Here is a 20687-nt window from a genome sequence, read left to right as displayed (position 1 = left end):
TCGAAAACTAGAACCTATATATTAAAAATATTTTTTTCTTACCTCTTCTTTATTTCACCAATTCAATGACAAACCCTTTTCTCTCACCAATGGCCTGCTAGTCTCTAAATTCTAACCTCTAATAATCTAACTTCTATATGAAAGTTTGAATTCTCCTCTGAATACATTAATTTTGTGTTCCCAAAATTTTTTTGCTGTATGGATTATTTGAAAGGACTCAATGAATCACAATATGAAGCCGTTACTTCTTTACAAGGACCTTTGATGGTGCTTGCGGGAGCTGGTTCCGGGAAAACGCGTGTACTTACCATGCGTATTGCCCATTTAATACACAATGGAATAGACCCTTTCAATATCCTGGCTCTTACCTTTACCAATAAAGCGGCACGTGAAATGAAAGACCGTATTGCAAAAGTAGTAGGAGATAGTAATGCAAGGAGCCTTTGGATGGGAACTTTTCACTCGGTTTTTGCAAGAATTTTAAGAATTGAGGCTCATTACCTTGGATATCCTTCCAATTTTACCATTTATGATCAGCAGGATTCCCTGAACGTGATCAAAAAAGTGCTGAAGGATATGAATATTGATGCAGATCTTTATAAACCAAAGAAAGTTCAGGCAAGAATTTCAAATTATAAAAACAACCTGATTACGGTAAAAGCTTATTTCAACAATCCTGAACTGATGGAGGCTGATGAAAAGGCGAATATGAAATTCATAGGTCAGATTTACCAGCGGTATGTTGATCAGTGTTTCAGAAACGGATCTATGGATTTTGATGACCTGTTGTTGAAAACCAATGAATTGCTTACTCGTTTTCCGGAAGTGCTGGCGAAATATCAGGATAGATTCAGATACATCATGGTAGATGAGTACCAGGATACGAACCACTCACAGTATCTTATTGTAAAAGCACTGGCTTCAAAATTTGAAAACATCTGTGTGGTAGGAGATGATGCACAGTCCATCTATTCCTTCCGTGGTGCGAATATCTACAATATCTTAAACTTTAAAAAAGATTATACGGATGCTAAAACGGTATCGCTGGAGCAGAATTACCGTTCTACACAGAATATTGTAAATGCTGCCAATGTTGTGATTGCAAAAAACTTGCAGCAGTTTAAGAAAAATGTGTTCAGTGATAATGAAGAGGGAGATAAGATCAAAATATACAGGTCTCTTTCCGATGCTGATGAAGCGAATTTCGTGGCCGGAAATATCTGGGAACTTCGTAACCGGGACCAGAGAAAGTACAGCGATTTTGCTATTTTATACAGAACCAATTCTCAGACCCGTGCATTTGAAGATGCGCTGAGACGTAAAAATATTCCATATAAAGTGTATGGAGGACTTTCTTTCTACCAAAGAAAGGAGGTGAAAGATCTTATTGGATACCTGCGTCTTCTGATCAATGAAAATGATTCTGAAGCGTTGATGAGAATTATCAATTATCCTGCAAGAGGAATTGGAGAGACCACACAGAACAAGCTGATCGTTTTTGCAGATGCTCATAATATTGCGGTTTCAAAAGTCTTGGATAATCTTCCGATGTATTCACCGCAATTAGGTTTGAATAATGGAGTTTTAAACAAGCTGAATGACTTTTGGTCCATGATAAAAGCTTTCCAGGTATTGCTGAAAACAGAGACTGCTTACAGTGTTGCTATGGAAGTGGCAAAACGAAGTGGTTTAATCAAATTTTTGAAAGATGATCAGACTCCGGAAGGAATTTCCAGAGTAGAAAACGTTCAGGAATTGATGAACTCTATGCAGGGATTCATTGAGGAGCAGATACAGCTGGAAGACGGAGACCCAAGCCTTTCCAATTTCCTTGAAAACATTGCGCTTTCTGCCGATACTCAGGATAAGAATCTGGAAGATGATATGGTTTCATTGATGACGATTCACCTTTCAAAAGGGTTGGAATTTCCGGTAGTTCATTTAGTAGGACTTGAAGAAAACCTTTTCCCAAGTTTTATGAGTTCTGCAACCAGAGAAGATCTGGAAGAGGAGAGAAGATTATTTTATGTAGCACTGACGAGAGCTGAAAAGCAGGTGTTTTTCTCGTATGCTGTTTCCCGCTTCCAATGGGGGAAAATTACAGATGCGGAGCCTTCAAGATTCTTAAGTGAAATTGATGATGAATACATTGAATTCCTTAATCCGGCTTTGGAAAAAAGATTTATCAATAATGCAGGAGTGAAATCTAATATTTTTGATGAACATCCTTCTGAAATGAAAGCTTTTAAAAAGGTAGAGAAAAAGACAATAGATAAAGGAGATACTTCAAAACCGGCACAGGAAGTAAGAAAACTGAAGCCGGTAAGCACCGCAAAAATTATCAATCCAAGCGGAGCTTCGTCCCAGGATATTGAAGTGGGAGATAAAGTGAGACACGACCGTTTCGGAATAGGAGAAGTGAGTTTTCTGGACGGAACAGATCCTCAGAATATCAAAGCGAAGGTTATTTTCATCCATGAAGGAGAGAAAAACCTGATCCTGAAATATGCTAAACTGACCAAGATTTAATTTCAGAATAATACAATATAAAGAAAACGGATTCAATTTTTGAATCCGTTTTTTTATTGAAAATTCTTTAAATTATCTTAATTTTAAATGAGGGATAGAAAGAAACAATAACCATTTTTTATAAAAACAAAGTCTATTTATTTTGTAGACTAGTAAATGTATTTTACATTTGCACCCTGTAAAAACATAAATGTTCAATCAAATTCTAAACTATGACAAATAAGAAAACTATTCTTTCGGCCTCTGTTTTATTTTTCCTCGGTGTATTTACTTACGGTCAGGAAAAAGACAGCATAAAAACAAATAAAGACAGTATAAAGACCAATAATGTAGAAGAAGTAGTTGTATTGGGGTCAAGAGCCGGAGCGAGATCTAAAACAGACAGCCCGGTTCCTGTAGATGTATTCAACGTAAAAGAATCTTCACTGATTCTTCCACAAACCAATATAGGGCAAATACTAAATGCTGTGGCGCCTTCTTTCACATCCACTATTCAGACCAATTCAGATGGAACAGACCATTTGGATCCTGCACAGCTGAGAGGGCTGGGACCGGATCAGGTTTTGGTTTTAGTTAACGGAAAAAGAAGGCATACTTCCGCATTGGTAAATGTAAACGGAACACCAGGAAGAGGAACGGTAGGAACCGACCTGAATGCCATTCCGTCTTTTGCATTAAACAGAATTGAAGTATTAAGAGATGGAGCTTCTGCACAATATGGATCTGATGCAATTGCCGGAGTGATCAATCTCGATCTGAAAAGAGATACAGGAAAACTGGCAGGGCAGATCAGTTACGGAGGAAACCTGACGCCAACGGCTAATGATCATACCGGAGATTTCGACGGTCAGAATATTCAGCTGGATTTGAACTATGGGAATAAAATCGGAACTAAAGGCGGTTTTTTTAATATTACCTGGTCTTCACAGTTCAGAAATCCAACCTATAGAGCCGGTACAGAAAGCGGAACTCTTTATAATGCTTACAATGCTATTCAACAAAGAGCACTGAATGATGGTGTAAACCTTTCTTCTTTGTTTACCAATATCAATAATACTCCAAATTCACAGCAGATTGTAAACTATATTCATCAATATGCCCAAGGAGTAAATTATTTTAACAACAGTCAGCTCGCAGCCATTCAGGGAGCTTCTACCATTCAGGATATTAAAGATTCTCAGGGAAATGTACTCCAAAAGGGTCTTCAATCCTTATTAAACTTCGATGTTACGGATCAGGAACTGGCTTACAGAGGGCAGGACAGAAAGGATTTTAATATGCAGGTAGGGCAGTCTAAGCTGAATAACCACCAACTTTTTGTGAACGCCGAGCTGCCAATCAATGACAACTGGAAAGTCTACACTTTTGGAGGATACAGCTTAAGGCATGGTACTTCCGGAGGATTTTACAGAAGACCTAGAGAAAGCAGAACTTTTACAGGATTATATCCAAACGGTTATCTTCCACAGATTGGAACGGATATTCAGGATATCTCATTGGCTGCCGGAATCAAAGGAAAATGGGAGGGCTGGAATATTGATTTCAGTAACACCTATGGGCAGAATTCATTTACCTATAATATTCAGAATACAGGAAACACTTCCTTACGTTTTGCTTCACCAAGAGAGTTTAATGCGGGAGGATTACGATTTTCTCAAAATACCATCAATTTAGATTTCTCTAAAAAGTATGATGTTTGGGAAGGAATAAATGTTGCTTTTGGGGCAGAACATCGTTATGAGAATTTTAAAATTACTCAGGGCGAAGAAGCTTCTTATGCAACGTATGATGCTTCAGGAAATATATGGAACGGAAATTCTGTAAGACCTACGGATTTCTTCGGAGCAGCGCTTCCGGGAGGATCGCAGGTATTTAACGGATTCAAGCCTGAGAATGCTGTGGATAAAAACAGACAGTCGGTGGCAGCTTATGCAGATGTTGAATTCAATTTCACAAACTGGTTATTGGTAGATGCTGCAGCGAGATATGAAAATTATTCTGATTTCGGTTCTACATTCAATTATAAATTAGCATCAAGAATTAAAGTAGCTCCTAATTTCAATGTCAGATTTGCAGGTTCTACAGGGTTCAGAGCACCATCTATCCACCAGATTTATTATAATGTAACATCTACATTATTTACGAATAATCAATTGTTGGAAGTAGGGACTTTCAGCAATGATTCTCAACTTGCCGGGTTATTGGATATGCCAAAACTGAAGCAGGAAACTTCCAAATCTGCGAGTGTAGGATTTACCTACAAGATTCCTTCAGTAGGGCTTAGCTTCACTGCCGATGGATATTTCACAAGAATTGATAACCGTGTTATCCTTACCGACCAGTTTTTAAGAGCAAATGTTCCTCAGAAAGCACAGGAAGCCTATGATCAATTAGGAATCAATGCTGCACAGTTCTTTACCAATGCGATTGATACAGAAACAAAAGGGTTGGATGTTGTCATCTCCCATAATGCAAGATTCTCAGGATTTAAGCTGGATAACAGCTTTGCCATTAACCTTAATAAAACCAAGCAGGTAGGAGACATCCATTCTGCAGGACTTTTACAGTCGCCACAGCTTGAGAAAGTATATTTCTCAGAGAAATCAAGAGTGTATCTGGAAGAAGCAGTGCCAAGAGTGAAAGCCAGTCTTTCCCATACTCTTGCATGGAAAAATGCTACTTTCTATCTGAGAAATACCTATTTTGGAAAAGTGACAGGGGCTGATATTATTGATGTGAATGGAGATGGTATCATTGATTTTAATGAGCACCAACAGATCGGAGATAAGATTATTACTGACCTGTCTGCGGCCTATCAGTTTACGAAAAATGTAGGATTGACATTGGGGGTAAATAACTTATTTGATATTTATCCAACGAAAAACCTTGCTGCTTCTACGAATAATGACCAGTTCATCTATTCACGTTCCACTTCACAGTTCGGACAGAATGGAAGGTATGTTTTTGCAAGACTTAATTTCAATTTTTAAATAAAACAAAAAATAATGCTATAAAAAAACAGTTCAGAATTTCTGAACTGTTTTTTCTTTATGATAAGATGAATGTTATCTTTCTACCAGTTCTTTCACTGGTTCACCATAATGATCAATCTCCGTTGTATTGATCCGAAGAAGTTGATACCACTTCCTGAAGGCTCCTATAAATACAATAAGCATAAGAATCATTGCTGTTGCCGCTAATGCCGCCAGTAAATATTGTCCTTTTGGAATATAGATAGCGGTCACCTGAATATAACCCGCCCAGAATGTAATGATGGCCATAAAAACTCCGGGAACAGCCGAGCATAAAGCATATCTTCCTCTGTTCATCCTTATCAGCATCGTTGTACAAACGATAAGTCCACAGGCAGCCAATAGCTGATTACTGATCCCGAATAACGGCCAGATACTGTTTACATTTCCGGTGTACACGAGATATCCCCAGGCAAAAGTGAAAAGAAGACTGCTGATAATAATTCCGGGAATCCAGTTTTTATCATTAAATTTTGGAACCACAGACCCCAGCATTTCCTGTAAAAAGAAACGTCCAACCCTTGTTCCTGCATCAATGGCAGTTAGAATAAATACCGCTTCAAACATAATCGCAAAATTATACCAATACGCAGTCAGCTGATCCATATAAGGGATTTTATTGAAGATATGAGCCATCCCTACCGCTAGAGAAACCGCACCTCCGGTTCTGCCATACAGGTCAATGCCTATCTTTTGGGAATAATAATCGATGTCTACCCCGTGCAGAGAAGGGTGGGTGGCAAGAAAAGAATCATATGCTTCTTTAGGCGTATTGATCGCAAAATAATCACCCGGCATCAATGTACAGGCTGCAATAAGTGCCATCAAAGCTACAAAACCTTCTACAAGCATTGCTCCATATCCTACGAAAAGGATTTCCCTTTCCTTAGTAAGCATTTTCGGAGTCGTTCCCGTCGCAATCACAGCGTGAAAACCGGAAATCGCGCCACAGGCAATCACAATGAAAATAAAAGGAAGTACCGGACCTCCAATAATAGGGCCTCCGCCATTTACAAATTCTGTAATAGCCGGCATCTGTATTGTTGGATGAATGACAATTACCCCGATAGCCAGCATAATAATCGTTCCTATCTTTAAATAGGTAGAAAGATAATCTCTGGGAACCAAAAGCAGCCAAACAGGTAATACAGAAGCAATAAAACCATACAAAGGAATCGCGATAGAAATCGTTTTAATATCCCAGGAAAACAGATTATTCATGGTAGGATTCTGCATCAGACCGTGACCTCCAATGATTCCGGCAATCAAAAGTATACCGCCTAAAATACTTGCAAACAAAACACTGTTCTTTTTATAACGCATTATCAGTCCCATAATGATGGCAATGGGCATGGTAATCACTACCGTAAAAAGAGACCATGAGGCTTCATGCATCGCATTGATACAAGCCAAAGATAAACCCGCCAGCGTAAGAATAAGAATAAAAAGAATCGCAAAACCAGCTACCGTTCCTGTTGCTTTTCCGATTTCTTTCGAAGCAATAGTCGCAAGACTCTGTCCTTTGTGCCTCACGGATGCAAAGAGTACAACCATGTCATGCACTCCGCCTCCCAATACACAACCGATCAGAATCCATAATGCACCGGGAAGATACCCAAATTGTGCTGCGAGAACAGGACCTACTAACGGTCCGGCAGCAGCAATAGCGGCAAAATGATGTCCGAAAAGTACATTTTTATTGGTGGCCACGTAATCTTTACCATCTGCAAACTCTACAGCAGGGGTTACATTCTGGTCATTCAGCCTGAGAACTTTATTAGCGATAAAAATACCATAGAATCGGTATGCTATGGCAAAAATAAGAACTGAAGCAAATATGAGTGTAAGAGCATTGATATTATTTAAATATTCCATATCACTTATTTTTATTAATGAATAATTAAATTATTGGCATTTTTGTTATAAATAGTTTAAACAATAGCCAAGGTAATTAATTCTCAAGTAAAAAATATCAATATGTATATCAATCTAGCAAATTTGTTGTTGTTCTTTTATTTATTATATTGGTTTTTAATGAGTTGATTTTATTTTAAATAGCTCAATGTATATTACTTCTTTTGTGAAAGAATGAAATCTACCATCTTATCTGTAAGTTGATCCAGATAAGCTTTATCAGTAGTACCAAAACCATGTACTCCGCCGTCAACAATAATTAAAGAATTCTGAATTTTTGCCCTGTTGAGTTTTTTGTGAAGCTTTTTAGATTGGCTTAAAGGGACAATTTTATCATTATTTCCCTGAACAATTAAGGTTGGGACACCTCCTGAAACAAAATTAGTGGGAGATATGGTTTCTAAATAATTAATCGCTCTGTCCTGATCTTTCCTTACATCGTAGCCGGAAAGTCCTTTCACCAGATTTTGCTGTAAACTGACGATTTTTTTCGACATCAGCCCAATCAAGGCGACAGGAATTGTTCCAAGTTTTGTATGGAATAACTTGTTCAGATCAGCCGGTCCATAATGATCAATCACATAATTTACTTTGGCAGAATAAGATGAAAGCTCCGGGTTTCCAATAAAAGTATTATCCGGAGTATAGGCCGCAAGCAAAGAAAGGTGAGCTCCTGCTGAGGCTCCGAAAAGCCCAATATTATTACCATCAAAATGATATTTTTCTGCATTCTTTCTTACCCATCTTATGGCATCTTTAGTGTCTTCCAAAGGTAACGGAAAATGAGTGCTGTCATTCAGAAGAGTGTAATTGATACTGATCACAGCATACTGCTTTGCCATCAGTTTTGCAATCGTACTTTCAACATAATTATCAGAATGGATTATTTTATCTCCTTCTACCCATCCGCCTCCATGTACATAAATCAGAACAGGAAGTTGCTGGTTGGCTGAAATGTTTTTGGGTGTAAAAACGTCCAGTTTAACAGGATTTCCTATCCTATTGGTTTTATATACAATATCTTCAGACAGATTGGCTATTTCGGGAAGTAATGTACTTTTTATGGAAGGTGCCGGGTTGGGTACTTGTGAAAAGTTTTGAGAAAAAAATAAACTGGAAAGGCTTAAAAATAAAACAAACTACAGGTTTGCGAAAAACCTGTAGTTTGATATGTTGTTGGTCGGTAAATTCATAATAAATTTTTTAGGATTCGTTATTTTACTAATTCCTCAAAAAGCTTACCAAAAGTAGCATTCAGATCCTTGGATTTTCCGGGATGAGGTCTTGATGTCTGTACAACAGCACTTCTTACAGCCGTCAGCCAGCGGAAGCGTTCCGGGATGTCAAGGAGAGCAATAGGACCGCCGTTTTTATCTCCACTGGCAATCTTCCGAAAGCTTTCCAGATTATAGAAAACATCATCATAATCCAGCTTGCTATGCATCAGTTTGAATTTATCCGGACATAAATAGAATTCCGCTTTGATGAATTTTTCCTTTTTGGAAAACATCACCAATCCGATATTGAAAAATTCTTCTCTTTCAACTTTAGGTACCAGGCGTATTACCGCATATTCATATATTTTATCCTCTTGCATTTTTCGCTTCGTTTACAAAGATTTGAGAATTTTCTAATCTGGTTTTCATAAACTGAAAATAGATCTCACGGATTTCATCAGGTGTTTCATCGGCATCATTCCAATGTAACCAGTCTTCAGGAATCATATTGACAAGTTCTCTGAAAAATTTGTCATTCAGTACTTCGTGGCCAAATTTGTCTGCTTCGTCAAGCATTTTTGCTTTTGGAAGAAGTACGTGGTCTTTCACATATTTGAAAGGCGTTTTTGCTGCGGTATCAAAATTCTGCCATGAATGGTGGAAATAGAACGAAGCACCATTATCAATGATCCAAAGCTCTTTATGCCACATCAGCATGTTTGTATTTTTAAAAGTACGGTCAATATTGGTAATGAAAGCATCCAGCCACACTATTTTTGAAGCCAGAAGCGGATCAACACTTACTCCAGGATCATAGGTGATAGAACCGGAAAGATAATGTAATCCAAGATTCAGACCTTCGGAAGATTTCAGAAGATCCTGTATTTCTTCATCGGCTTCCGTTCTTCCGAAATCGGCATCAAGATTGACAAAAACAAGTTCAGGAATCTTAAGTCCTAATGCTTCGGTAATTTTTCCGCCTAAAAGTTCGGAGATCAGCATTTTTACCCCATGGCCTGCACCACGGAATTTTAATACATATTTGAAATCATCATCAGCTTCTGCCAGAGCGGGAAGAGATCCTCCTTCTCTCAGGGGCAGAATGTAACGCATCACGGTTACAGTTCTTAAATTCTGCATGAAACAAAAATAAGGCTATTTTTATAAACTTCAGCTTGACTTTAGATAAAAAGAAACAAGGAATTAAGATTGAAAAACAGAGTTTTTTTCATAAATTTCAATTTGAATACATGATATAAGTGTACATACTATTAAATAAGTCCCATTTGTTTTATGAATGTAATTAGTGAAAAGAATATATATTTAGAAAATAAAGAAACAAAAGGTTTTCTTGCGGATGCTTTTTATACAGACACTGAAGAAAAGCTTCCACTCGTAATATTCGTTCATGGATATAAAGGATATAAAGATTGGGGAGCCTGGGATCTGATGGCCAGAAAGTTTGCTGAAGCAGTTTTTTTCTTCGTTAAGTTTAATTTTTCACATAACGGAACAACAACGGATAATCCGGCTAATTTTGCTGATCTTGAGGCTTTTGGTCATAATAATTATTCTAAGGAACTTTCTGATCTGGGAGTCGTTATTGATCATTTTAGCAGAGAACCGCATGTTGATGATGAAAAGATTATTTTGATCGGACACAGCAGAGGAGGAGGTATTTCGATTGTTAAAACTTTTGAAGACGAAAGAATCAACGGTTTGATTACATTGGCGAGTGTAGATACTTTAGACCGTTTTCCAAAAGGAGAATCATTCGAAAACTGGAAAAATAATGGGGTATATTATGCTCTGAACGGACGTACCAAACAGGAAATGCCTCACTATTATCAGTTTTATGAAGATTATGAGAACAATATTCATCGTTTTGATGTAGAGCGGGCTACAGAAATGGCCAAAGCTCATATGCTGATTATTCATGGAACAGAGGATGAAGCAGTAGAGGTGAAACAGGCTGAACATCTTCATATCCTTCACCCCAATTCTGAACTGTTTCTGATTGAAAATGCCAACCATACGTTTGGTGCCAGAGAACCATGGTTAGAAACCGTTTTACCACAAGATTTGAATACCGTTACCGAGAAGTGTATTGATTTTATAAATGAAAAATTGAAATAAAACGTTTGAAATTACGTTATTATAAATTAATCACCCTATCAGTATAATTATGAAAAAAATTATTGCAGGCGCATTCGCGCTGTCATTATGTGTTGTTTCATGTAAAAAAGAAGCAAAAACAGAATCTTCTGTAAGCACAGATACTTTGGCCACAACTTTGCCCAAAGATTCTGTATCAACCCCAAAAAACGATTCTGTTGCATCTCCTTCTGCTGCCTCAGGAGCAGCCGATATTATTACTAAAAATGTAGGAAAGTATCCTCATGATATTAAATTCTTTGAAGACAAAAGCATCACAGAAAGGCTGAAAAAGTTAGCAGGAACCCAATATGATGAAATGGTAAAGAATTTCAATGTGGAAAGTCCTGTGACTTCTGAAAACGGAATTTATAAGCTGACAGGATGTAAGCAGCACGATTGTCCAGGATATACTACAAGCATTTACTATGACCCTAAAAATGACAACTTGAATGTTTCCATTGATAAAAATGGTAAAGCGACAGACTTTGCTGAAAAAGGAAAAATTACTGTTTCAGAATCATTGAAAGCAAAGTAAAATATAAGTAGGAAAGCTGGAAGCTAGTAACGGTGTTCCATATCTATTGAAATCAAAATAGAACTTTTTTCCAAAAGATTATTAATTGGGGAAATAGTTATTCAGAAGACTTTATAGACTCCCAGCCTCTGGCATCCAGCTCCCCATATAAAAAAAGCGGCCTGAAATTTCAGACCGCTTTTTTTATTTGATAGTGAGTAAAACCCAGGCTTCTTCAACTTTGCTTTCCAGAAGTAATTTCTGGGCATTAGCATGAATATTTTCATCAGCATGGAAGTCACCCGCAGGTAATATTTCTGTATTGGCAAGCATCCCAAGATCATTTCCAGTAAACACTTTGCTGTACTTAATAGAATCCGGCAGCAGATCAAAGCCAATTCCTTTTGTTACCAAAGGTTTTGGAACTTCAAAAAGACTGTTTTCGTTGCTTCTGGAATACCAATTGCTGCCTAAACGGGCTACCATATCCAGTTTTTTCTGATCCAGATTTCCTGCTTCATTCAGATACTCTTCTCTGATATGGATTTTCTGAACTTCACAGATCACAAGATTTCCGGCACCTCCCTGATCTCCCAACGATTTTACCTCTAAAACTTTACATTCAAAGTTTACGGGGCATTCTTCAATCAGTTTAGGTTGTACAAGATCTGCCTCTTTCATTGTCAATCCAGATTTGATAAACTCATTCACTCCGGTTTCATATTCTGTAGAAGCTAAAGAAATCTGCTGTACAATTGGAAAATTCACTGTCCCAATAACGACTTCCGGTACTTCAAGAACATTTTCCAGCGTGTGTTTCGTTGTATTGTCACGTACTCTCCTTGATGGTGAAAAAATTAAGATCGGAGGAACCGTACTGAACATATTAAAAAAACTGAACGGAGATAAGTTGATCGTACCATCTTTATCTACTGTAGAAGCCAAAGCAATCGGGCGTGGTGAAACTGCCGTCTGCATGATCGTCTGCAATTGTACGGAGGTTATCTCGGAGGGGATTACTGTTTTCATATTATATTTAACCACAAAAGGCACAAAAGTTTTAAGTAAAATAGCTTTAATCTTTAAAGTTTAAAAAAGCATATCGTAATATTGATTCACAAAGGTTTCTTGTCCTTCGTGATATAGATTTTTTACATTAAAATTGACTAAAATGCCTTTGGGTTTCTGCATTAAGTTAATATAGTTAATAAGTTGAGCCCTATGAATATCATTGAGCTTTGCTACTGACTTTAATTCTACGACAACTAGGTCTTCAATCAAAAAGTCGCAAAAGAAATCACAATTAATTTCTTTTCCTTTATAATTTACTGGAACTTTAAGTTCAGATTTAAAATTAATATTTCTTAATCTAAATTCTTCTTCCAGACATTTATGATACACGCTTTCCAATAAACCAGGCCCTAGAATTTTGTGAACTTCTATACAGGCTCCGTTTATTTTATAGGTCAAATCTGTTAAAAATGACTGCGTAATCATAAATTCTTTTGTGACTTTTGTGGTAAAAAAATTAAAGTGTTGGAATAATTTTACCGGAAACTTCACCGAAACCTACTCTCACACCATCTTTTTCAGCCCAAGCTTTCATGGTAACGGTATCGTTATCTTCAATGAATTTTCTTTCTTCACCGTTGCTTAGTGATAAAGGATTTTGTCCTCTCCAGGTAAGTTCAAGCATAGAACCGAAAGATTTTGGATCGCTTCCTGAAATGGTACCACTTGCATACAGGTCACCCACTTCAACGTTACATCCGTTTACGGTGTGGTGAGCCAATTGCTGGGTCATATTCCAGTACATGTGTTTGTAGTTGCTCTCAGAAATCAGGTTTTGGTCTCCGTTTTCAGGCTGAATATATACTTCAAGGTTGATATCGTAGTTTTTATCACCTTCAAATTTTAAATAATCCAAAACTTCAGGATCCTGAGTTGGAGAAGCTGTTCTGAATGGTTCTAAAGCTTCAAGAGTAACTACCCAGGGAGAAATAGAAGAACCGAAGTTTTTCGCAAGGAATGGCCCTAGTGGAACATATTCCCATGATTGAATATCTCTTGCAGACCAGTCATTGAAAACTACCATTCCGAAAATAGCATCTTCTGCCTCTCTTGTAGAAATACTTTCTCCCATCTCCGTGTTTTTGTTGATGACAAAAGCCATTTCCAATTCGAAATCCAGTTGTTTGCATGGTCCGAAAACAGGCTTGTCTGTATCTGCAGGCTTCATCTGACCTTTTGGACGGTTGATTTCTGTACCTGAAACTACGATAGAGGAAGCTCTTCCGTGGTAACCTACCGGTAAATGTTTCCAGTTTGGTAATAAAGCGTTTTCAGGATCGCGGAACATTTTTCCTACGTTGGTAGCATGTTCGATGCTGCTGTAAAAGTCAGTATAATTTGGGATGTGAAGAGGCATCATCATTTTTACTTTATCCAAGTCGTAGAAGGCTTCTTCAATTGTTTTCTGATCTTTTGATAAAATAGAACCTTCTTGTAATAAGGTCTGAATTTTAGTACGAATGGCATTGGTAACAGGTTTACCCAGTTCTATAAATTCGTTGATGGTATAGGCTTCAAAAACATTGTCGTCTAATCCTTCAATATCTTCGAAATACCCAAGATCGTACAAGGTAGCAAGATCAATTACCTGATCTCCGATTCTTGTACAGCATCCGATATATTCTTTGTTAAAAACTGCGACTCCGAAAGGAATATTGTGGATGGAAAAATCCGAATTTGAGGAATAGTCTACAAATGATTTCATAAGTTTAGATTTTAGTTAGATTTAAAGATCACGCTGAGAGATTTCCTCAGAATATTTATTTTGCTTTTTTTGAGTAAGATGCTTCATCAATCCATCGATCTCTGGTATTGACATCAATGAGGTACAGAATATTGTCCTGCTGGGTCAATAATAGAGTTTTGGTAACAGGCATTGGGATTTTTTTGTTTTCAAGCATGTCTGCTCTTAAAGAAATAATATTTTTTTTCCTGATAATATCACCGGTAAAAACATTGGAACTGCTTTCTCCTGTAGCTTTATCATCGAAAACTTCTACGTAAGTGGCATTATTCCCTTTGATAATAATAAAGTCCCGTTCTGTATGATCGGCTTCATCTTTGATGAAAACGAACTTTTTGTTGTCAACATTTACATTTTCAAGATGCTGATTGATGCCTTTTCTTTGTTCAAGTCGGTTAAGGATTTCATTCAAAGATCCATATTGAGCTTTAAGCCCTAATGTTCCCAGAAAAAGAGTCCCGATTAAAAATTTTCTCATATACTGTGTTTTATAAAAAAGTTTTGCCAGAATACGATATCCTGACAAAACTTATATTTTTAACGTAAAATTAAAGATTACCTCTTCTTTCTTGCTCTCTCTCCAATGCTTCAAATAAAGCTTTGAAATTTCCGGCACCAAAACTCTGTGCACCGTGTCTTTCAATAATCTCGAAGAATAGAGTAGGGCGGTCTTCTACAGGCTTAGTAAAGATCTGTAGTAAGTACCCTTCTTCATCATGATCAATAAGTATACCTAAGTTCTGAAGTTTTTTAAGATCTTCATCAATATGACCCACTCTTTCAGGAACCATATCGTAATAAGCTTCTGGTGGAGCAGAAAGGAACTCTACACCACGTTTTTTCAGTTCAGTTACAGTGTGGATAATGTCTTTCGTAGCCACAGCGATGTGCTGTACACCTTCACCTTCATAGAAATCAAGATATTCTTCTACCTGAGATTTCTTTTTACCTTCTGCAGGCTCATTGATAGGGAATTTTGCAAATCCGTTTCCGTTTGACATTACTTTAGACATCAATGCAGAATATTCTGTATTAATCTGTTTGTCATCAAAAGAAAGAATATTCACAAATCCCATTACTTTTTCATACCATTCAACTGTTGGGACCATTCTGTTCCAATCAACATTTCCTACACAGTGGTCTACGTATAATAAACCTGCTTCTTCAGGCTTATAATTGCTTTCCCACTTTTCATACCCAGGCATAAAAGGTCCATTATAATTTTTTCTTTCAACAAACATGTGAATGGTTTCTCCATACGTATAGATTCCCGACATTCTTACCTCACCATGCTCATCAGTTAAAGTTACAGGCTCTAAATAAGGTTTTCCCCCTCTTTTAGTTGTTTCTTCGAAAGCTGCATAAGCGTCATCTACCCAAAGTGCCAAAATTTTTACTCCGTCACCATGTTTTTTTACGTGCTCACTGATAGGAGAATCAGAATTCAATCCGGTAGTTAATACCAATCTGATTTTTCCCTGTTGAAGCACATAAGATGCGCGGTCTCTTACTCCTGTTTCAGGACCGGCATAAGCTACAGACTGAAAACCGAAAGCGGTTTTGTAATAATGAGCAGCCTGTTTTGCATTTCCTACATAAAACTCAATGTAATCTGTACCGTTAATCGGTAAGAAATTTTCTGCTTGAGCAATTTTCTCGGCAAATGTAAGTGTTGACATATTTTCTCTTTTACTTTTATTTTATTGGTATGCAAATTACAAAATTCTTAGATATGGCGAAAACATTACCCGGGATTCATTGAATATATTTAACATAACGTTAAAGAAGAGTTTACTTAAGTATATTTAAGTTTCTTAAGTTTAAAATCGTCTTCCTACATTTGTAATACAAAATACAAGTGAAAAAAAATGTTTCGAAACATGAAAGCCGTAGAGATTCTCTACGGCTTTTTTATTTTTAGACTGTTTCAATTTTCCTGTTGAGCATACCGGCATCGGGATTATAGTTATCCCATATCTTCCAGGTGTTATCTATTTTTCGGATGAAATAAATCTGTGTACTCAGCTGATTCACAAAATGTTCTTCTCCCGTTTCTCCTACTTTTAACAGAAGATTCCAGAATTCCTGAGATTCCAGTATTTTTTTGTCCGGTTCATCAGTGACAACCTGAATGTCAAAAACCTCATAGTTGGATCTGTTATTTTTGGTAACCAGATGGAAATCTTTATCACACAATTCTTTGCTGAACTGCGAAACCCTTTCCAAGAATGGAGAGTCATCAAAAACCAGATCTTTAAAAAGCTTGGTATTGTGATTGGGAAACTGTTTACAGAACTCAAAAGCTGTTGCACAGTAGTCATAAACCATCTGTGTAAGATAGGACTGATCATCAGTTTCTTCATCGTTCTGTTTCTTGTATCTTATAGAAAGGATATAATCATTAAGATCTTTGTATCCTAAGAATATACAGATCTTATCCAGGGTTTTTAAAAACCTGAGATCATTATGTGTTTTGTCCTGATAATCGTTTTCAAAAAATCGCTGAAGGGTGACATGGGAAATGGTATTTCCAATTTCAAATTTTTTCCCTCCTTTCAGTTCCTCAGCCTCAGAGAGTTCATCTTTAATAATTTCGGAAAGAATAATATAATGGCTTCTTTTCCATTCATTCACATTCCCCAAAACAGAATTCCTTACCTTAGAATGCTTTACAACTTCTTCTCGTATCGAATTATATATAGTTTTCAATTTCCTTGTTTTTGAAAGAGTTTTATCAAAAATACTGCCAAAATATTAGCGCTTTTTTATGATTTTACGGATGCCGGTTCAAAATATGTTTTACCGTTTCAGACGTAAAAGTAACTTAAAAATTCTTATGTTTTGATTATCAGTGTTTAAATCTTTCAAAGGCAGCTCTTTCCAGCATTTCTCTATCGTCCGGATGGGCAATGCTGATGAGCTCCTGTGCCCTCTGTCGAAGATTCTTTCCATAGAGATAAGCCGTTCCGTATTCGGTAACAACATAATGAATATGACCTCTGGTTGTTACTACGCCTGCTCCCTGCTTAAGAAAAGGAACAATTCTTGAAATTCCTTTTTTCGTTCTTGCGGTAATGGCTATGATAGGTTTTCCGTCATCACTTAAAGCTGCACCGCGCATAAAGTCCATTTGTCCTCCGATTCCGCTGTACTGCATCGTTCCGATAGAATCAGCACAAACCTGTCCCGTAAGGTCTATTTCAATGGCAGAATTGATGGCTACCATTTTTTTGTTTCTCATGATATTGATCGGGAAATTGACCTCACTTACATCCCTGAAGGCAAATACCGTGTTGTCATCCACATAATCATAGAGTTTTCTGGTCCCAAAACAGAAACTTGTAATGGTTTTGTTATCATTGTACCCTTTGTATTTGTTGTTGATCACATCATCCTGAATCAGGTCAATAACTCCGTCACTTAGCATCTCTGTGTGGATTCCCAGGTCTTTGTGATTGGTAAGACATTTCAAAACTGCATCAGGAATGGTCCCGATGCCCATCTGAAGGGTAGACCTGTCTTCAATAAGTTCAGCCACATTTTTTCCTACAAGCATTTCTTCAGCGCCTACTTTTGAACCATAATCTACTGTTGGAAGCTCTTCCTCATGCCAAACCAGTTTATGAATTCTGCTGATGTGGATCATACCGTCTCCGTGTGTTCTGGGCATTCTGGGATTCACAATGGCAACAATAATCTTTGCAGTATCTACAGCTGCTCTTGCGATATCTACAGAAGTTCCCAATGTACAGAAACCATGCCTGTCAGGAGGAGAAACCGTAATAATTGCTACGTCCAGAGGCAGGATGTTCTTTCTGAATAAAATAGGAATTTCGCTTAGAAAGACCGGTACAAAGTCTCCTCTGTCGGAGTTTACTGCATCACGCACAGGAGTTGAAACAAATAAAGAATTGATGAAAAAACTGTCTTTGTATTCCGGTTTTGCAATTTCCACATTGCCTTGCTGGGTAATGGAAACCATTTCCACATTTTGCAACCGATTAGACTGCCTTGCCAGTTCATCAATCAGATAATTGGGAGTACATGCACTGCCGTGAAAAAAGACACGGTTTCCACTTTTTATGGTATATATTGCTTCTTCTGCGCTGATGTAATTATTCATATTTTGTTCTTTTTAAGGGTGCTCAGAGTATTTATATTATTCATAAAAAACCTCTCTTCTTTCAAAGATAATATTTATAATAACACCGATTTCAAATATCTTAACTATAATGGGAAGACTTTTGTCATGTGGAGTAGATTTGGATAAATCTAAAATTAAAGGACTAAATACCTTGGCATTCAGTCCTTTATTTTTTGTGTTGTTGTGGGATTTTTAATTAACCTGAGTTTGGGGAAATCACTGTTAGGTAGAAGATACCAAGACAGATGCGTAAACAATTTTATAGTGAATATTTTGGAAATCTGATCGCATATTTTTTTCTTTCCAAAAAAAACCGTCATTCAACTTAAATAAAGTAAATGACGGTCAATTATTTTTAAACTTTGCTTATATCAACCTCAGGTTAATGATAATAAAAATATTTTTTTATAGGCCATAAAGTCTTTTACATACGCATACCGTATGACCCGAATTTTGTGGATTATAGCAAAAATCTTCAGGAAACACTTCTACAAATTGATTCATAAGTTGAACACAAACGACACGCGTAGGATTATCTCCTCCTTTTACATTTTTTAACTCGTTTCTCTTCATTTTTTTAAGATTTTTCATAAATAATTTATTGTATTAGTTTTTCCTACTCATATAGCTTTTCGGATTACGCTTTTTAAATCTTTTAAATTTAAAAATTAATTCCGATATAGATGATTTATTTTAAAGTAATGGTTCCTTTTCAAAAAAAACCGTCATTCAATTTGAGAAAATTAAATGACGGTCAATTATTTTTAAACTTTGCTTAAATCGAATCCCAGATTAATTGGAAATTTCAACCGTTGTCTTCTGCTTCATGCTTCCTGTTTCGGAGAATCTCAGATGCCAGCTGAATGCCTCTTGTAATAAATGAGGGGTATGTCCGCCTCTTTCGCATGCTCTGTCAAAGTAAGATTGTAATTCTTCCTTATAATCAGGGTGAACACAGTTATCAATGATTTTTTGTGCCCTTTCTCTTGGTGCCAATCCTCTTAGATCAGCCAATCCAACATCTGTCACAAGAACATCAACATCATGCTCGGTATGATCAGTGTGAGAAACCATTGGAAGGACATGGGAGATATTGTTGCCTTTTGAAGCAGCCTGAGTTACAAAAATACTTAAATAAGCATTTCTTGCGAAGTCTCCGGAACCTCCAATTCCGTTCATTATTTTTGTACCTCCGATATGGGTAGAGTTTACGTTTCCATAGATATCGAATTCAATAGCAGTGTTAATGGCTATTACTCCTAATCTTCTGATCAGTCCCGGAGTATTGGAAATATTCTGAGGTCTTAAAACGAACTTGTCTTTATATTTTGAAAGATTTCCTAAGACTCTCTCATAGCATTCCTTGGAAACAGTAATGGATGATGCAGAGGCAAAACTTAATTTACCAGAATCTATCAGATCAAATGTACTGTCCTGTAGGACTTCTGAAAACATCGTCAGATCATAAAAGTTACTGTCCTTGAATCCTGTAAGCACCGCATTAGCCACTTTACCGATACCAGCCTGAAGCGGAAGCAATCGATCTGTAAGTCGTCCTAAAAGCACTTCATTTTCAAAGAAGCCAAGAAGGTGCTTGGCGATAGCGGTTGTTTTTTCGTCCGGTTCTGCAATATCGGCAGGACTGTCCTTAAGGTTGGTAAAAACAATGGCTTCAATTTTATCAGGATCAACAGGAATACTTTTTCTCCCAATTTTGTTCCATGGGGCTACAATAGGAATAACATTTCTGTAAGGATAATCTTCTGCCTGGTAAATATCATGGATTCCGTAGACTTCTTCAGGAACTTCCGTATTGATCTCGATGATCACTTTTTTAGCCAAAGCAGCAAATGTCACTGAGTTTCCCACAGAAGTGGTAGGAACAATGCTTCCGTCTCTTTCAATATAGGCAGCTTCGATAATTGCTACGTCAATGCTCTGAAGATTTTTAGTGTGAAGAAGTTCGGCACTTTCACTTAAATGCTGATCGATGAAGAGAATTTCCCCGCTGTTGATCTTATTCCTTAGGATAGGATCTACCTGGAAGGGCATTCTTTTCTTTAAAACATTAGCTTCGGCCAGTTTTCCGTCGGTACCATGGCCGAGTGAAGCTCCGGTCATCAAAGTGACTTTAAGGTCTTCTGTTTTTCCTCTTTCAGCGAGTGCCGGCAAGATAGCCTTACTGTCACCTGCTTTTGTAAAGCCGCTGGACCCTATGGTCATACCGTCTTTAATGATTTTTACAGCATTTTCTGCCGTGGTTACTTTTTGGTGTAAACTTTCTAATCTGATTCTTTCTAACATGTAATATTGATTTTGTTTTAAACCACCATTACTTAGGATGCGTTATGAAAAATAATGATGG

At 37.1% G+C, this 20687-nt stretch carries 17 protein-coding genes; 4 read left to right on the top strand and 13 right to left on the bottom strand.

Features of this window, described 5'->3' with window-relative positions; genetic code table 11:
- The first annotated feature begins 198 nt into the window (after positions 1-198).
- Positions 199-2529, top strand: coding sequence for an ATP-dependent helicase (locus LF886_RS20110; protein ID WP_236851324.1), 2331 nt, complete (start codon positions 199-201; stop codon positions 2527-2529).
- A 212-nt stretch (positions 2530-2741) separates the two neighbouring features.
- Positions 2742-5519: a TonB-dependent receptor plug domain-containing protein gene (locus LF886_RS20105; RefSeq protein ID WP_236851323.1), complete on the top strand. Its 2778-nt coding sequence runs from the start codon at positions 2742-2744 to the stop codon at positions 5517-5519.
- 75 nt (positions 5520-5594) lie between these two features.
- Here the strand turns inward: LF886_RS20105 and LF886_RS20100 are convergent, their stop codons facing one another.
- The 4 genes from LF886_RS20100 to LF886_RS20085 form a co-directional block, all read right to left on the bottom strand.
- Positions 5595-7436: a carbon starvation protein A gene (locus tag LF886_RS20100; protein WP_236851322.1), complete on the bottom strand. Its 1842-nt coding sequence runs from the start codon at positions 7434-7436 to the stop codon at positions 5595-5597.
- A gap of 194 nt (positions 7437-7630) precedes the next feature.
- Positions 7631-8401, bottom strand: coding sequence for an alpha/beta hydrolase (locus LF886_RS20095; protein ID WP_236854340.1), 771 nt, complete (start codon positions 8399-8401; stop codon positions 7631-7633).
- 287 nt (positions 8402-8688) lie between these two features.
- Positions 8689-9072 carry a DUF3037 domain-containing protein gene (locus tag LF886_RS20090; protein WP_236851321.1) on the bottom strand — a complete coding sequence of 128 codons (384 nt, stop codon included), beginning with the start codon at positions 9070-9072 and terminating at the stop codon, positions 8689-8691.
- A complete protein-coding gene (locus LF886_RS20085) occupies positions 9059-9832 on the bottom strand; it encodes a HipA family kinase (protein WP_236851320.1) in 774 nt (257 codons plus the stop codon). The genes LF886_RS20090 and LF886_RS20085 overlap by 14 nt, the downstream gene beginning before the upstream one ends.
- A gap of 153 nt (positions 9833-9985) precedes the next feature.
- On the opposite strand from LF886_RS20085, the gene LF886_RS20080 reads away from it, so the two are divergent.
- Together LF886_RS20080 and LF886_RS20075 are read left to right on the top strand one after the other, a co-directional pair.
- Positions 9986-10828, top strand: a complete 843-nt coding sequence (locus LF886_RS20080; RefSeq protein ID WP_236851319.1) for an alpha/beta hydrolase family protein — start codon at positions 9986-9988, stop codon at positions 10826-10828.
- A 49-nt stretch (positions 10829-10877) separates the two neighbouring features.
- Positions 10878-11384 carry a hypothetical protein gene (locus LF886_RS20075; protein ID WP_236851318.1) on the top strand — a complete coding sequence of 169 codons (507 nt, stop codon included), beginning with the start codon at positions 10878-10880 and terminating at the stop codon, positions 11382-11384.
- Between the two features lie 183 nt (positions 11385-11567).
- Here LF886_RS20075 and LF886_RS20070 read toward each other — a convergent pair whose 3' ends face one another.
- The 9 genes from LF886_RS20070 to LF886_RS20035 all read right to left on the bottom strand — a co-directional run bounded on the left by LF886_RS20070 (position 11568) and on the right by LF886_RS20035 (position 20626).
- On the bottom strand, positions 11568-12392 hold the full coding sequence (locus LF886_RS20070) for a flavin reductase family protein (protein WP_236851317.1): 825 nt from the start codon (positions 12390-12392) through the stop codon (positions 11568-11570).
- Between the two features lie 60 nt (positions 12393-12452).
- A complete protein-coding gene (locus LF886_RS20065; protein WP_236851316.1) occupies positions 12453-12860 on the bottom strand; it encodes a GxxExxY protein in 408 nt (135 codons plus the stop codon).
- Positions 12861-12891: 31 nt separating this feature from the next.
- On the bottom strand, positions 12892-14139 hold the full coding sequence (fahA, locus tag LF886_RS20060) for a fumarylacetoacetase (protein ID WP_236851315.1): 1248 nt from the start codon (positions 14137-14139) through the stop codon (positions 12892-12894).
- Positions 14140-14194: 55 nt separating this feature from the next.
- Positions 14195-14656, bottom strand: coding sequence for a hypothetical protein (locus tag LF886_RS20055; RefSeq protein WP_236851314.1), 462 nt, complete (start codon positions 14654-14656; stop codon positions 14195-14197).
- Between the two features lie 70 nt (positions 14657-14726).
- On the bottom strand, positions 14727-15857 hold the full coding sequence (gene hppD / locus LF886_RS20050; protein WP_236851313.1) for a 4-hydroxyphenylpyruvate dioxygenase: 1131 nt from the start codon (positions 15855-15857) through the stop codon (positions 14727-14729).
- Between the two features lie 238 nt (positions 15858-16095).
- Complete coding sequence (locus LF886_RS20045) at positions 16096-16887, bottom strand: hypothetical protein (protein WP_124530679.1); 792 nt, start codon at positions 16885-16887, stop codon at positions 16096-16098.
- 139 nt (positions 16888-17026) lie between these two features.
- Positions 17027-18301, bottom strand: a complete 1275-nt coding sequence (locus LF886_RS20040; RefSeq protein ID WP_103231595.1) for an acetyl-CoA hydrolase/transferase family protein — start codon at positions 18299-18301, stop codon at positions 17027-17029.
- Positions 18302-18727: 426 nt separating this feature from the next.
- Positions 18728-18895: a hypothetical protein gene (locus LF886_RS24190; protein WP_410685642.1), complete on the bottom strand. Its 168-nt coding sequence runs from the start codon at positions 18893-18895 to the stop codon at positions 18728-18730.
- A gap of 219 nt (positions 18896-19114) precedes the next feature.
- Complete coding sequence (locus tag LF886_RS20035) at positions 19115-20626, bottom strand: succinate CoA transferase (RefSeq protein WP_236851312.1); 1512 nt, start codon at positions 20624-20626, stop codon at positions 19115-19117.
- Positions 20627-20687: the final 61 nt, after the last annotated feature.

It is taken from the genome of Chryseobacterium sp. MEBOG07, from assembly GCF_021869745.1.
Taxonomy (GTDB): Bacteria; Bacteroidota; Bacteroidia; order Flavobacteriales; family Weeksellaceae; genus Chryseobacterium; species Chryseobacterium viscerum.
Note: the sequence above shows the minus strand (reverse complement) of the source record. Positions and strands in the feature narration are given on the sequence as shown.

Coding starts and splice junctions, on each gene's coding strand:
- LF886_RS20105 (WP_236851323.1), top strand. CDS start 2,742: ATGACAAATAAGAAAACTATTCTTTCGGCCTCTGTTTTATTTTTCCTC.
- LF886_RS20075 (WP_236851318.1), top strand. CDS start 10,878: ATGAAAAAAATTATTGCAGGCGCATTCGCGCTGTCATTATGTGTTGTT.
- LF886_RS20085 (WP_236851320.1), bottom strand. CDS start 9,832: ATGCAGAATTTAAGAACTGTAACCGTGATGCGTTACATTCTGCCCCTG.
- LF886_RS20065 (WP_236851316.1), bottom strand. CDS start 12,860: ATGATTACGCAGTCATTTTTAACAGATTTGACCTATAAAATAAACGGA.
- LF886_RS20080 (WP_236851319.1), top strand. CDS start 9,986: ATGAATGTAATTAGTGAAAAGAATATATATTTAGAAAATAAAGAAACA.
- LF886_RS20110 (WP_236851324.1), top strand. CDS start 199: ATGGATTATTTGAAAGGACTCAATGAATCACAATATGAAGCCGTTACT.
- LF886_RS20040 (WP_103231595.1), bottom strand. CDS start 18,301: ATGAATAATTACATCAGCGCAGAAGAAGCAATATATACCATAAAAAGT.
- LF886_RS20055 (WP_236851314.1), bottom strand. CDS start 14,656: ATGAGAAAATTTTTAATCGGGACTCTTTTTCTGGGAACATTAGGGCTT.
- hppD (WP_236851313.1), bottom strand. CDS start 15,857: ATGTCAACACTTACATTTGCCGAGAAAATTGCTCAAGCAGAAAATTTC.
- LF886_RS24190 (WP_410685642.1), bottom strand. CDS start 18,895: ATGAAGAGAAACGAGTTAAAAAATGTAAAAGGAGGAGATAATCCTACG.
- LF886_RS20070 (WP_236851317.1), bottom strand. CDS start 12,392: ATGAAAACAGTAATCCCCTCCGAGATAACCTCCGTACAATTGCAGACG.
- fahA (WP_236851315.1), bottom strand. CDS start 14,139: ATGAAATCATTTGTAGACTATTCCTCAAATTCGGATTTTTCCATCCAC.
- LF886_RS20100 (WP_236851322.1), bottom strand. CDS start 7,436: ATGGAATATTTAAATAATATCAATGCTCTTACACTCATATTTGCTTCA.
- LF886_RS20035 (WP_236851312.1), bottom strand. CDS start 20,626: ATGTTAGAAAGAATCAGATTAGAAAGTTTACACCAAAAAGTAACCACG.
- LF886_RS20090 (WP_236851321.1), bottom strand. CDS start 9,072: ATGCAAGAGGATAAAATATATGAATATGCGGTAATACGCCTGGTACCT.